The following is a 12,441-nucleotide window of genomic DNA, read 5'->3' as shown; positions in this document are numbered from 1 at the left end:
ATGCAGATGCGTTTGACTGCCCCCCTCATCCTGATCCCAACCCTTGTTCTGTCGCTGAGCGCCTGCAGCGGAAATGCCAGCCTCAACCCTACGACATGGTTTGCCCCTTCTGGTCCGAAGAAAGTGGCCCTGATCCCTGTTGGCGGGTTTGAGCAGGATCTGGACCGGCGGTATCTGATTGATCAGGTGACCCGAGTTGAGGCCATGAACAGCCCCGGCGGAGTGATCGTGCGCGCAACCGGCCTGCCGCCGCGTCTTGGATACTGGGATGCGTCGCTTGAGGCCCTGAATGAAGGGGAGCCGGAAGATGGCGTGCTGACCTATGAGTTCCGCATTTCAGAACCGCGCGAACATACCAATAATGGTCGCCCGCAGCAGCGCGAAATCCATGTGGGCAAATTCCTGTCCCACAATGCGCTGCGCGAGGTGAAATCCATCCGCATCATCGGAACACGGAACAGCAAAACGCTGCGCCCGTAGTCCCTTTAATCTGGGCAGTCTCATAGGTTTGAGCGGGGGTTTGAACGGGGGTAATGCCCCGTTCTTTCACCCTGTTCAGACTTCGAACACTTCGACGCGCTGACCTTTCGCGGCAAGCGCGAGTTTTCCATCACACAGGCGCACAGCATCGCTGCCAAACACCTGCGCGCGCCAGCCCTTCAACGCCTGAACATTCCGTTTGCCCGCCGCAAGCGCATCAAGGTCTGCGGCAGAGGCGATCAGTTTCTGCGCCACTTTCTCCTGTTCGCAGCGCGCTTTCAGAAGCACGCGCAGAAGGTCGGCCAGCGCGGGGTTGACCTGCAGTTTTTCCTTGGCCTTGTCGGTAACTTTCGGCAGGTTTTCCTGCGGGCAGGCCAGCCCGTCCGCCACGGCCTTGAGGATCCCGTCCGCGATCTCGCCTTTGCGGGCCTCGCGCAGCAACAGGCGCGACCGGCCGAGATCCTGAATATTCGCAGGCTTCGTCGACGCAAGCTCCAGCAGCGCGTCATCTTTCATCACCCGGTTGCGCGGGATATTTCGGGACTGGGCGTAGAATTCCCGAAACCGGGCAAGTTCGCGCACGATCCCCAGGAAACGCCCCGAATTGGTGCGGGTTTTCACGCGCTGCCAGGCGTCTTCCGGGTGGATGGTATAGGTCGCGGGATCGGTCAGAACCGACAGCTCCTCTTCGACCCAGGCGCCACGACCGGATTTTTCCAGCTCTTTGGCAAGCCATTCGTAGATCACCCGTAAATGGGTCACATCGCCGATCGCGTAATTCTGTTGCGCCGCGGTCAGCGGGCGGCGTGACCAATCGGTAAAACGGCTGGATTTGTCCAGCTGCGCCTTGGCAATTTTGCGCACAAGCGTTTCATATCCCACCTGATCCCCGAAGCCACAAACCATGGCCGCGACCTGTGTGTCGAACAGCGGTTTTGGAAAGACGCCGGCCTCAACAAAAAAGATTTCGAGGTCCTGCCGGGCTGCGTGGAATACTTTCACCACCCGTTCATCGCGGAACAGCTCATACATCGGTTCGAGCGACAGGCCGTCCACCAGCGGATCCACCAGCACCGCATCCTCTTCCGCGTCACCGGGCACCGCCATCTGCACAAGGCACAGTTTGGAATAATAGGTGCGTTCGCGCAGAAATTCGGTATCCACCGTGACATAAGGATGCTGCGCGGCCCGCGCGCAGAATTCGGCCAGGGCGTCGGTGGTGGTGATCGTTATCATTCGAATATCCTGATCAATAGATCTTGCCAGTTTGCGCGTGTTTACGGGGAATTTTGCGGAAAGAAAAGCCCGAGGGGCACAGACCGGATGCGACAGGTCGTATCGGGCAGGTCTCAGGGCAGTTGGACAGGTGTTTTATCCCCGCGCGCAAAGCGTTCAAGCACGGTGGGATAGAGCCTGTGCTCCTCCACCAACACCCGCGCAGCCAGAGCTGCGGCGTCATCGCCGGGCAGGATCGGAACACGTGCCTGACCCAATATCGGGCCACCATCCAGCTCGGCAGTTACCTCATGCACTGAACAGCCGGCCACCTTATCGCCCGCATCAATTGCGCGCTGATGGGTATCAAGCCCCTTGTATTTCGGCAAAAGTGACGGGTGGATATTCAGGCAGCGCCCGGCCCAATGGCCGGTAAAACCTTCGGTCAGGATGCGCATGAACCCCGCCAGGCAGATGATATCGGGCGCATGCCTCTCCAGCTCGGAATTCAGAGCCTTTTCAAACCCTTCCCGATCACCTTTGAAGTCGCGATGATCGACAACCGCCGTGGGAATTCCCATCATGCGGGCCTTTTCAAGCCCACCTGCGTCCGGCACGTTCGACAGAACCAGACAGGGGCGCGCCGGGTGATCGCCGGTCATGGATTTCGCCAGCGTCACCATGTTCGAGCCGCCCCCTGAAATCAGGATGGCGACCCGTTTCTTGTCGGCGTGTCCGGCGGCGCTGCTCACAGAAGCGAGCCCAGATATTTCACGCCTTCTCCCTTCTGGATCACACCCAGACGGCTGACACGCTCCCCTGCCTTGGTCAGCAGGTCGGTGATTTTCTGGGCTTCCCTGGCATCGACAACCAGGACCATGCCCTGGCCGGAATTGAAGGTTTTAAGCATTTCGGCGTCGTTCATGCCACCGGTTGCGCCAAGCCATTTGAACACGGGTGGCAGATCCCAGGCGTCGAGATCGACCAGTGCGCCAAGGCCATTGGGCAGAACGCGCGGCAGGTTTTCGGTCAGACCACCGCCGGTGATATGTGCCAGCGCATGAACACCCCCCGACTGGATCGCCTCGAGCACTTGGGTCACGTAAAGGCGGGTCGGAGCCAAAAGCGCCTCGCCCAGGGTGATGCTGTCATCCCACGGGCAGGTTGCCTCCCAGCCAAGGCCGGACACTTCAACCAGTTTGCGCACCAGCGAATAGCCGTTCGAATGCACCCCGTCCGAGGCCAGGCCCAGAAGCACGTCCCCTTCGCGCACACCGCGCGGCAGCACTTCGCCACGTTCCATCGCCCCGACAGAGAAACCGGCAAGGTCAAAATCGCCCTCATCATACATGCCCGGCATTTCGGCGGTCTCGCCGCCAATCAGCGCACAGCGCGACAGTTCACAACCTTTGGCGATGCCTTCGATGATCCGGGCCGCGGTGTCGATCTCCAGCTTTCCGGTTGCAAAATAATCAAGGAAAAACAGCGGCTCTGCGCCCTGACAGACAAGGTCGTTCACGCACATTGCCACAAGGTCAATGCCGATCGTGTCCACGTTTCCAGTATCAATTGCGATGCGCAGCTTGGTTCCGACCCCATCCGTGGCCGACACCAGAACCGGGTCCTTGAACCCTGCCCCTTTCAGGTCAAACAGCGCGCCAAAACCGCCAAGCCCTGCCATGACACCGGGGCGATTGGTGCGTTTGGCGGCCGGTTTGATCCGCTCCACCAGCGCATTGCCTGCGTCGATATCCACACCTGCATCTGCGTAAGTGATGCCGTTCTTGCCGTCGCTCATGTCGTCCCCCGAAGATCGAAGCTCATATTTTCACGCACGCGATAGCTTACATGAAGGAAAGAGTCCACGGTCTGCTTGACGCGGGGCGAAACTTTGATACCTAGGGGGCAAGGTGGGCCTGTAGCTCAACGGTTAGAGCAGAGCGCTCATAACGCTTTGGTTGCGGGTTCAAATCCTGCCGGGCCTACCAGACTTTCTTCTATACTGTCAGGGAAAGAGATGCTCCTCAGAAAAGCCAACGAGAGTGATGCCTCCAGCATTGCCGCATTGTCGCTTGAGGTCTGGATCGGCACCTATCTGAAGCACGGGATCAACGGGGTATTTGCCGATTATGCCCTGCAGGAATTCACCGTGGACAAGATCGCGGCAATGCTGCGCGACCCGATGGAACATGTCATCGTATCGGAGAATAGAGAAGGGATCGACGGCTTTGCCCGCATAAGCTGGAACAAGCCTGCTCCCATAAATGGCACCCCGACAACCGAAATCACAACACTTTACGTGCAACCACGTCATCATGGGCGTGGGACCGGAAAGGCGCTTTTGGATCAGGTCTTTGAGGTCTGCCGAGCGCGCGGAATTGAAGCGGTCTGGCTGGCAACCAACTCTGAAAATACAAACGCCATTCAATTTTATGAAAAGCTCGGTTTTCGCAAGATCGGCAACACCCATTTTCGCATCAATGACCAAGCCTATCTGAATGATGTGTTTTGCGCTCAGATCGGCGCCCGGGATCGGATCTAACTGGCGAAATCCGATCCTTCCTCCTCCAAAATCGCCTTCAACTCTTCCAGATGGCGGGTGGCCTGATCGGGATAGTTTTCCAGCTCGCGCGCGGTTTTCTCAGCGATGTCATCCGACAGGATCCGCAGTTTCTGGCCCGTTTGCAGCGCACGGATATAGGTTTCCGCAGCGCGTTCGAAGTAATAAAGCCGGTTGAACGTGTCGGCCACGCTGTCGCCAATGACCAAGACGCCGTGATTGCCCATGATCATGGTTTTCACCTTCGGATCAGACAGCATCGCCGCACAGCGTGTCCCCTCTTCTTCGAACGCCAACCCACCAAAGCCCTCATCAATCACATAGCGATTATAAAACGTCGCGGTGTTCTGGTCGATCGGTGGCAGGTTGCTGTCCTCCAGAGAGGCCAGCACTGTGGCATGGATCGAATGCACATGCATCACGCAACGCGCATGGGGGCACAGCCGGTGGATCGACCCGTGCAGGCCCCAGGCCGTCGGATCCGGCGCATCCGGGCGCTCCATGGTCGTTGGGTCCATTGCGTCCAGCAGCAACAGGTCAGACGCCTTGATCCGCGCAAAATGACGCTGGTTCGGGTTCATCAGAAACTGCGTGCCCTCCTCATTCACCGCCAGCGAGAAATGATTTGCCACCGCCTCGTGAAACTTCAGCCGAGCGGTCCAGCGAAAGGCGGCCGCGAGGTCAACCCGTTCCTGCCAATGACCAAAATTGGCCTGAATTTGCGAGATATGTTGGGTCATCGGCGCCTCCCATTTGGCCTTCTTTTAGGATCAGATTAGTAGAGGGACCGCGACAGGACTTGCCAAAACGCTCCGGACAGGGCGCGTTTGCGACATCAGCTTGGTACATCAGATCCCGTGCGAGGGGGCAAAACTCGTTCTCACCGCGGCAGAACCAGTTCGATTTTCAATCCGCCCAGATCGGCGCTTTCCCCCAGCCGCATATGCCCCCCGTGACTGCGCGCCACATCATTGGCGATGGCAAGGCCAAGCCCCACCCCGCTGCCCTTGTCCTGATTGCGGGCGGCATCGAGGCGGGAAAAGGGTTTCAGCGCCTCATCGCGCAGATCTGCGGGAATGCCCGGCCCGTCATCTTCGATGACAAAGCGCAGGTCCCCCCGCCCTTCAAGCACGGACAGGCGCACCTGACTGCCATATTTCATCGCATTGCCCAAAAGGTTTTCCAGCGCCCGTTCAATGGCCACAATCCTGAGCGGGATCCTGCCCTGCGCCTGAAGCGGGCCGCTCTGCACCTCTTTTCCCGCCCGGGCAAATTTGTCGATCACCCGACGGGCAATATCGGTTGCATCACAGTCTTCCGTGCCTTCCGCTTCGGAATCATCGCGCGCAAAATCGAGAAAACTGTTCACCAGGCGCGACATTTCCTCCACATCCTGCTCCAGCTCTTTCCGGTCCGCATCCTCCAGCATCGACAGGCTCAGCTTCATCCGGGTCAGCGGCGTGCGCAAGTCATGACTGACCCCGGAGAGCATCATCGTGCGCTGCTCGATCTGACGCTCGATCCGGGCGCGCATATTCAAAAAGGCACGCCCCGCCGCGCGCACTTCGGTCGCCCCGGAGATGCGATAGGGCACAACCTGCCCCTTGCCGAACGCCTCAGCCGCACGCCCCAGTCGCAGGATCGGGCGCAGTTGATTGCGCAGAAACAAAAAGGCCACAACGGTCATCAGGAACCCGGTTCCGACCATCAGAACCAGCAGTTGATGCGGATTTGTTGCAGACACCCGCCTGCGCGAAAACGCCACCTCCATCTGCCCGTAGCGGGTGGCAAAGCCCAGCAACACAACGCTTCGGTCGCTTTTCAGATCAACCCCCTGCAACCCGGTCAGGTTTTCGCGCAACACCCGGTCAACCGTAAAACCGGTCAGGTCGGTGATGGCCAGGCGATCCGGCACGGCCTCCCCCGGCAGGGTGATGCGCAGGGCAAGCGGCACGCTCAGCGGTGTGATCGCCGCAAGCGCCTCATCCCGGTTCGGCGCCTCGTCCACCAGGCGCTGCACATAGTCCAGCTCCGCCGCCACCGCCGAGGTCATCTGTTCTGTAATCCGGTTGAAATGGCGCTGAATGAACACAACCGACACAACCAGTTGCAACGACACGATCGGAACAATCAGAATCAGCGCCGCACGGCCATAAAGGCTTTTCGGCATGAATTGTTTGAGCCAGGTAAACATGGCCCGACCCTACTGTGTTTGCCCGCGCATTTGAAAGCCCGCATTTGCAAGTCGCCGGCAGCAGGCGACGCTGCGTTTGCACCTGTCACACCTGCTGCGGTCTTGCCATTGTCGCGCCGCACCGGCCTTATGGCGAAAAAAGAAAGGCTCCAGATGACTGACCAGACCCAAGTCGACGCCCCGCAGGCCGGTGCCATGATGACGCTGGAGCCCGGTATCCGGCGCATTCTCGCCCCCAACCCCTCTCCGATGACCTATTGGGGCACCAATACCTATGTGCTCGGGACCGGGGATGTGGCGGTTCTGGATCCGGGGCCGGAAAACCGCACCCATCTTATGGCCATTCTCGAAGCCCTTGAGCCGGGGGAACGGGTCACTCACGTGCTGGTGACCCACGCCCATCTCGATCACTCGCCGCTGGCCCGCTCGCTGGCCGATCTGACCGGTGCAAAGGTCTACGCATTCGGGGACGCAAAAGCAGGCCGCAGCGAGGTGATGAAGGATCTCGTTGCGCGTGGGCTGCATTCGGGGGGCGAAGGGGTGGACGCCGGGTTCACCCCAGACATCTGCCTTGCCCATGGCGATCAGCTGACAGTGGGCGGCCTGACCGTTGAAACCCTCTGGACCCCGGGCCATTTCGCCAATCACATCTCATTTGCCACCACCGGAAACACGGGCGGCGCGGTCTTCACCGGCGATCACGTCATGGGCTGGGCCAGCTCGCTCGTCTCCCCGCCTGACGGCGACCTGACCGCCTTCATGGCCTCATGTGAAATGCTGCGCACCCGCAAAGATCGCGTCTATTACCCCGGTCACGGCGCCCCGGTTGAAGACCCGGCCGAGCGGATCAACTGGTTGATACATCACCGAAAAAGCCGGGAGGCCGACATTCTGAACGCCCTTGATCCCACCCGTCCGCGCACAATTGTCGACCTCACCCGGGCAATCTATACCGACACGCCCCCGGCCCTGCTGCCCGCCGCAGAGCGCAATGTCTTTGCCCATCTGATCGACCTCACAACACGCGACCTCGTAGGACATGAGGGCGCTCTGAGCGCCGACACAAATTTTTTCCGCCGCATCTGAAAAAATCGAAATTTCCCCTCTTGCAGCGGGAAACGGCGAAAGCTATACACCGGCTCAGTTCCGGCGTAGCTCAGCGGTAGAGCAGTTGACTGTTAATCAATTGGTCGTAGGTTCGATCCCTACCGCCGGAGCCAAAGATTTCAAGGACTTAGCGCTCGCCCGCTAAGTCCTTTTTCTTTCTGAGTACAGAATAAGTACAGAAAACACTGCCCGGATCGGTGTTTGTGGATCATTTGTGACCCAGTGCCATGTTATTTCGCTAACTATCTGCCTCTAAACGATTTTTCTCCTCCGCCGCATATTGACGTAGAGATTTGCCCTTTTCCTTGCGTTGAGTGGATCGGTGCAGTTCAAGGCGCCCTGCTGTATTGAGCCCTATCTGCCAATTCCTTCGGGTCCAATACACTCCTTCGGCTACGTCGAAGTTGTCAGGGTCGATGGTCAGGTCGGCAGCACCCATATGTCTTTCCTCGTCTGTGATGGCCGGATTTGGCGAAGTCTGTTCATAGACGTATGTGAGATGTATCCGCCCGGAGTGCTGATCCCGGTGGGGCTTCGCGGTAATCGAATGCGAACGCCCGTCGGTCGAACTGAGGCCAGCCTCGACCTTCAATCGGAACAAGGAGGCCGTTACTTGAACGGCCATAGCATCCACCTGTTCTTGCGTTGAGTGCAACTCTTCTTTGTTAATGACCGAGTATGCCTGCGCCCCATCCAGCATCTTCTTGATCGTCGGCCAATTGGAGCCAGTTGTCCCCAGCCATACTCCATTCAGGTCAGGTAGCCATCCATTGAGAGCGGGTATCAAGCGCCACACTACCCGCCAAGGCGCCCAGTAGCCGGTGGGCCCGAAAAACCCGGCGAGGAAACCCAAGAGCACGGGAGGAAGGTATCGGATGAGGTGTTGATCGGTTACCGTAAAACCCAACAGCAGACCAATGTCGTCGGCGTAAAGCGAGACCGCCACAATCAATGCGACAGCGGAACCGATCCATCTCCAAGGCAACAGTGAATACACGATTTGTTCTCCGATTCTTTTCCGGCCCAATCCCCTTGAATTTCGTCGGCGCGCCCACCAGATACAGGGGAACGACAGAGGCAGGTGTCCAAGATGTATGATTTTTCAAAGCGAATTTCCAGCTTTCACAACCAACACGTCCGGCTGAGCAACGACCAGCGCGCGGACATGAAGCGTCGACGCGAAACCAATCTTGATCGTATCGAGAAGGGCCTAGAAGAACTGGAAAAGCCAGCCTTCAAAGAAACCATCAATCAAGGTGGTTACGCCCAGAAGACCATGACCCAACCGCCGGAATCCGATCAGGAAAGCCGATACGACATCGACCTTGGCATCGTTTTCGATCAGGACGATGCCAACGGACCGAGAACCACTCGTGATTGGGTTCGCCAAGCAATCGCCCGCAAGGCGACGAATATGAAGAACGATCCGGTGACCAAGAAAAAGTGTGTCCGGGTTGTATATGCAGACGGGTACCAGTGTGATTTCCCCGTGTTCCGTAGGCGCTGGACCGATGTATGAGCTACCCCCTGACATTCGGACACTGACGTAAGCTACGATTTGTTGTCTGCTGGTCTTCGATGAGAAGGAGATCAGAGATGTCGAAACGGAAGAACCATTCGCCGGAATTCAAGGCGAAGGTGGCGCTTGAGGCGCTGAAGGGTGAACAGACGGTCGCTGAGTTGGCGAGCCGGTTTGGCGTCCACCCGACGATGATCCACAGTTGGAAGCGGGCGCTCTTGGAAGGTGCGTCCGGCGTCTTTGAGCGCGGCGGCAAGAAAGCCCCTGAGATTGACGAGGAGCAGGTCAAGGAACTGCACGCGAAGATCGGGGAGCTGGCCGTGGCCAACGATTTTTTGTCACGAAAGCTCAAGCCGTGGATCGGCAAGTGAGACGGAAGATGGTTGAGCCTGCCAATCCCGACCTGTCCATCGGCAGGCAGTGCAAGCTGCTGTCGATCTCGCGCTCGTCGTTCTACTACCAGCCCAAGGGCGAGACGGCGCTGAATCTGATGCTGATGCGTCAGATCGACGAGCAGTTCCTGGAAACGCCGTTCTTTGGTGTCCGGCAGATGACCTGGCACCTGCGCAATGAGGGCCATCTGGTGAACGAGAAGCGCATCCGGCGGCTCATGCGGCTGATGGGCCTGATGCCGATCTACCAGAAACCCAACACCAGCAAGGCAGCGAAGGGGCACAAGACATATCCTTATCTGCTGCGAGCTTTGCGAGTGGGTCGGCCCAATCAGGTCTGGGCAGCAGACATCACCTACCTGCCGATGCGGCGCGGGTTCCTGTATCTGGTGGCGATCATCGACTGGCACACCCGCAAGGTGTTGGCCTGGCGCATATCGAACACACTGGAGGCGGACTTCTGCGTCGAAGCGTTGAACGAGGCCATCGCCAGGTTTGGCCCACCCGAGATCATGAACACCGACCAGGGCAGCCAGTTCACGTCCTGCGCCTGGACCGACAGCTTGCGGCGATCAGGTGTCCGCATATCGATGGACGGCAAAGGGCGCTTCCTCGACAACATCTTCGTGGAACGCCTCTGGCGGAGCATGAAATACGAGTGCGTCTATCTGCACGCCTGGGAAACCGGATCAGAGGCGAAAGCCGGCGTCGGTAAGTGGATCGAGTTCTACAACCGCAAGCGCCCCCATTCCGCCCTTGGCGGCAAACCCCCAGCCGTGGTCTATTGGCTGAGAAAAAACAAAACCAAACCCGATCAGCAGGAGCAGAGAGTAGCTTAACTTACGCCCGACACTGTCCAAACTTCGGGGAGTAGCTCAATGTAGCTGTCCCTCTCGGAGGTTTGGCGGGTTTTTGGTACGCAGGACAAACCGGGAAGGGAGCCTACTATTTTCCTGCAGCGATTTGTCTTTACAGTCTAACTCAAGCTTTGCTGTCACTGATATTTAGCAAACTTTCAAGAAAGAATGATTAATGGAAAATGAGCATCCAGCACCAGTAGACATAGCTGGCGCTGCAACATTTTCACTTCTATTGCGGCACTTCCAGAAGACGATATTGAAAAAGAGCAACTCTATACGACGAGCCTTGACAACGAAATGGAAAGAAAAAGTTGCTGCATCTAGCCTGTTCTTTGCTCTTTTTCTGCTCTCATCAAACAGGAATTCGATTGTGGGGATACTCGGAATCGCATCCCTTTTTATCGTGATTTTCGGACAGGATATTTTCAAGACGTGGTGGAAAAGCGTTAATTTTCATTCGCTTGATGAGGAAGGATGATGGGTTTTGACGCTTCCTATCAAGTTGGTATCGAGGTTTCTGTGCGCCTCCTCTGCCTAAATGGTCCGGCTGCATAGTTAGAAAACAACGGGGCGGCCACATTTGGTGAAGTGTCACTACACCACACGGTCCAACTTCGGGGCCATTCCGCAAATCGTCACCAAGGCCTCACCCCCCCCCCTTCCCTTCACGGCAATCATCAGTCACCCGGCAAGGCAAAGCGGCATATCCGGCAATGCCCCTTTCCGCAACTGCCCGTTCCTGCGCCAAACGGGCAGGCAAGACGCCTTATTTTTGAGCAAGGTGTAAAAACCTCTGATTTTCGCGGCTAAATTCCACGCTCTTTGTCCTCAGCGCGCGGGTTTTGCGCCATTTCCATAGGCAATTGCGAAATTGCATGTGAAGGGGACACCAATGAATGCCGCTGACACCGCCTGGATCTTAACTGCGACAGCCCTTGTGCTGTTCATGTCCCTGCCGGGGCTTGCCCTGTTCTATGGTGGGCTGGTGCGGGCGCGCAACGTGCTGTCGGTCTTCATGCATGTCTACGCCATTGCCTGTCTGATGAGCGTGCTTTGGTTCGTACTGGGCTATTCGATTGCCTTTGGCGGATCCGATCACGGCGTTTGGGGCGGGCTGGGCAAAGCGTTTCTGAACGGTGTGACCACCGACAGCCTGTCCGGTACCCTGCCGGAAATCCTGTTCTTTGCCTTCCAGATGACCTTTGCCGTGATCACCCCCGCGCTGATTGTCGGCGCCTATGTTGAACGGGTGGGCTTTGGCTTTGTGCTGACCTTTTCGGGCCTGTGGATGCTCCTTGTCTATGCGCCCGTGGTGCATTGGATCTGGGGCGGCGGGATGATGTCGGATGGCGGCATTTTCGGAGCGGTCGGCACCAAGGATTTTGCCGGTGGCATCACTGTGCATGAAACCGCGGGCATTGCCGCGCTGATCATCGCTTATGTGCTGGGGCCGCGCAAACATCGCACCACCCCACCGCACGCGCCGGGGCTGGTGTTCATTGGGGCGGGCATGTTGTGGGTCGGCTGGTTCGGCTTCAATGGCGGCTCTCAGCTGGCGGCGGATGGCGGCGCGGCGATGGCGATCACCGTCACCCATATTTCGGCCGCCACCGCGTCGCTTACCTGGGCGATCTGGGAACGGATCAAATACGGCAAGGCTTCCCTTGTGGGCATTGTGACCGGCACCATTGCGGGGCTGGCCTCGATCACCCCAGCCTCTGGTTTTGTCGGCCCGGTTGAGGCGCTGATCATCGGGGCGGTCGCAGGGGTGCTCTGCCAGGAAGCGGTGAATTTCGTGCGCAACAAGATGAAGATCGACGACACGCTGGATGTGTTTGCCGTGCACGGTGTCGGCGGGATCTTCGGCACGATCATGATCGCCGCCTTTGGACATGGGGCGTGGGTTGCGCAGATCGGCGCGCTGGTCATCGTCGGGGTCTTTACCTTCGTGGTCACCCTCGCACTGGTCAAGCTTGTGGCCCTGATCACCCCGATCCGCGTGGATCTGGAAACCGAAACCAACGGGCTTGACCTCTCGGCCCATGGTGAACGGGCCTACGATTTCACATCGTAACACGGCCCACCAGACCGGCCCCTCACTCCTGACCAAGAGG

The 12,441-nt window shown here is 58.2% G+C and carries 13 protein-coding genes and 2 tRNA genes; 9 read left to right on the top strand and 6 right to left on the bottom strand.

The genetic code is table 11. The features are described 5' to 3' along the window. On the top strand, window positions 1-480 hold the full coding sequence (locus XMD517_RS02710) for a hypothetical protein (protein WP_173487413.1): 480 nt from the start codon (window positions 1-3) through the stop codon (window positions 478-480). A 75-nt stretch (window positions 481-555) separates the two neighbouring features. Here XMD517_RS02710 and rnd read toward each other — a convergent pair whose 3' ends face one another. The 3 genes from rnd to purM all read right to left on the bottom strand — a co-directional run bounded on the left by rnd (window position 556) and on the right by purM (window position 3,493). Further along, window positions 556-1,716 (bottom strand): ribonuclease D, encoded by a 1,161-nt coding sequence (gene rnd / locus XMD517_RS02705; RefSeq protein ID WP_173487412.1) that lies wholly within the window; start codon window positions 1,714-1,716, stop codon window positions 556-558. A gap of 113 nt (window positions 1,717-1,829) precedes the next feature. Further along, a complete protein-coding gene (gene purN / locus XMD517_RS02700; protein ID WP_368493376.1) occupies window positions 1,830-2,447 on the bottom strand; it encodes a phosphoribosylglycinamide formyltransferase in 618 nt (205 codons plus the stop codon). Further along, window positions 2,444-3,493 carry a phosphoribosylformylglycinamidine cyclo-ligase gene (gene purM / locus XMD517_RS02695; RefSeq protein ID WP_173488085.1) on the bottom strand — a complete coding sequence of 350 codons (1,050 nt, stop codon included), beginning with the start codon at window positions 3,491-3,493 and terminating at the stop codon, window positions 2,444-2,446. The genes purN and purM overlap by 4 nt, the downstream gene beginning before the upstream one ends. 114 nt (window positions 3,494-3,607) lie before the next feature. Here purM and XMD517_RS02690 point away from each other — a divergent pair. Both XMD517_RS02690 and XMD517_RS02685 read left to right on the top strand, forming a co-directional pair. Next, a tRNA-Ile gene (locus XMD517_RS02690) sits at window positions 3,608-3,683 on the top strand. 29 nt (window positions 3,684-3,712) lie between these two features. Beyond that, window positions 3,713-4,237 (top strand): GNAT family N-acetyltransferase, encoded by a 525-nt coding sequence (locus XMD517_RS02685; RefSeq protein ID WP_173487410.1) that lies wholly within the window; start codon window positions 3,713-3,715, stop codon window positions 4,235-4,237. Here XMD517_RS02685 and XMD517_RS02680 read toward each other — a convergent pair. After that, entirely contained in the window at window positions 4,234-4,995 is a 762-nt protein-coding gene (locus XMD517_RS02680; RefSeq protein ID WP_173487409.1) for a class II aldolase and adducin N-terminal domain-containing protein, read from the bottom strand. The two genes, XMD517_RS02685 and XMD517_RS02680, sit on opposite strands and share 4 nt — an antisense overlap. 140 nt (window positions 4,996-5,135) lie before the next feature. After that, the gene (locus XMD517_RS02675) at window positions 5,136-6,449 is read right to left on the bottom strand and encodes an ATP-binding protein (RefSeq protein WP_173487408.1); all 1,314 of its coding nucleotides are present in this window, start codon (window positions 6,447-6,449) and stop codon (window positions 5,136-5,138) included. A 153-nt stretch (window positions 6,450-6,602) separates the two neighbouring features. Here XMD517_RS02675 and XMD517_RS02670 point away from each other — a divergent pair, with 153 nt between their 5' ends. Both XMD517_RS02670 and XMD517_RS02665 read left to right on the top strand, forming a co-directional pair. Further along, window positions 6,603-7,535: an MBL fold metallo-hydrolase gene (locus tag XMD517_RS02670; protein WP_173487407.1), complete on the top strand. Its 933-nt coding sequence runs from the start codon at window positions 6,603-6,605 to the stop codon at window positions 7,533-7,535. A gap of 59 nt (window positions 7,536-7,594) precedes the next feature. Further along, a tRNA-Asn gene (locus XMD517_RS02665) sits at window positions 7,595-7,669 on the top strand. 125 nt (window positions 7,670-7,794) lie between these two features. Here the strand turns inward: XMD517_RS02665 and XMD517_RS02660 are convergent. Next, window positions 7,795-8,553, bottom strand: coding sequence for a hypothetical protein (locus tag XMD517_RS02660; RefSeq protein WP_173487395.1), 759 nt, complete (start codon window positions 8,551-8,553; stop codon window positions 7,795-7,797). 93 nt (window positions 8,554-8,646) lie between these two features. Between XMD517_RS02660 and XMD517_RS02655 the strand changes: the two genes are divergently transcribed. From XMD517_RS02655 to XMD517_RS02640, 4 genes are all read left to right on the top strand, one after another. Continuing rightward, window positions 8,647-9,075 (top strand): cyclic GMP-AMP synthase DncV-like nucleotidyltransferase, encoded by a 429-nt coding sequence (locus XMD517_RS02655; protein ID WP_173487394.1) that lies wholly within the window; start codon window positions 8,647-8,649, stop codon window positions 9,073-9,075. A 77-nt stretch (window positions 9,076-9,152) separates the two neighbouring features. Beyond that, a protein-coding gene (locus tag XMD517_RS02650; protein WP_371732405.1) for an IS3 family transposase occupies window positions 9,153-10,306 on the top strand; the annotation gives its coding sequence in 2 pieces (ribosomal slippage) (window positions 9,153-9,420 and window positions 9,420-10,306; 1,155 coding nt in all). Window positions 10,307-10,499: 193 nt separating this feature from the next. Next, a complete protein-coding gene (locus tag XMD517_RS02645) occupies window positions 10,500-10,805 on the top strand; it encodes a hypothetical protein (RefSeq protein ID WP_173487639.1) in 306 nt (101 codons plus the stop codon). Window positions 10,806-11,219: 414 nt separating this feature from the next. Continuing rightward, a complete protein-coding gene (locus XMD517_RS02640; protein ID WP_173487638.1) occupies window positions 11,220-12,401 on the top strand; it encodes an ammonium transporter in 1,182 nt (393 codons plus the stop codon). The last annotated feature ends 40 nt before the right edge of the window (window positions 12,402-12,441 follow it).

The sequence above is a fragment of the Aliiroseovarius sp. xm-d-517 genome (genome assembly GCF_013283135.1).
Lineage (GTDB): Bacteria > Pseudomonadota > Alphaproteobacteria > Rhodobacterales > Rhodobacteraceae > Aliiroseovarius > Aliiroseovarius crassostreae.
This window is presented reverse-complemented; position numbering and strand designations above follow the sequence as displayed.

Bases quoted from the DNA above. Each gene is read 5' to 3' on its own strand.
- XMD517_RS02675 (WP_173487408.1), bottom strand. From the start codon at position 6,449: ATGTTTACCTGGCTCAAACAATTCATGCCGAAAAGCCTTTATGGCCGT.
- XMD517_RS02655 (WP_173487394.1), top strand. From the start codon at position 8,647: ATGTATGATTTTTCAAAGCGAATTTCCAGCTTTCACAACCAACACGTC.
- XMD517_RS02645 (WP_173487639.1), top strand. From the start codon at position 10,500: ATGGAAAATGAGCATCCAGCACCAGTAGACATAGCTGGCGCTGCAACA.
- XMD517_RS02640 (WP_173487638.1), top strand. From the start codon at position 11,220: ATGAATGCCGCTGACACCGCCTGGATCTTAACTGCGACAGCCCTTGTG.
- XMD517_RS02670 (WP_173487407.1), top strand. From the start codon at position 6,603: ATGACTGACCAGACCCAAGTCGACGCCCCGCAGGCCGGTGCCATGATG.
- XMD517_RS02680 (WP_173487409.1), bottom strand. From the start codon at position 4,995: ATGACCCAACATATCTCGCAAATTCAGGCCAATTTTGGTCATTGGCAG.
- purM (WP_173488085.1), bottom strand. From the start codon at position 3,493: ATGAGCGACGGCAAGAACGGCATCACTTACGCAGATGCAGGTGTGGAT.
- XMD517_RS02685 (WP_173487410.1), top strand. From the start codon at position 3,713: ATGCTCCTCAGAAAAGCCAACGAGAGTGATGCCTCCAGCATTGCCGCA.
- rnd (WP_173487412.1), bottom strand. From the start codon at position 1,716: ATGATAACGATCACCACCACCGACGCCCTGGCCGAATTCTGCGCGCGG.
- XMD517_RS02710 (WP_173487413.1), top strand. From the start codon at position 1: ATGCAGATGCGTTTGACTGCCCCCCTCATCCTGATCCCAACCCTTGTT.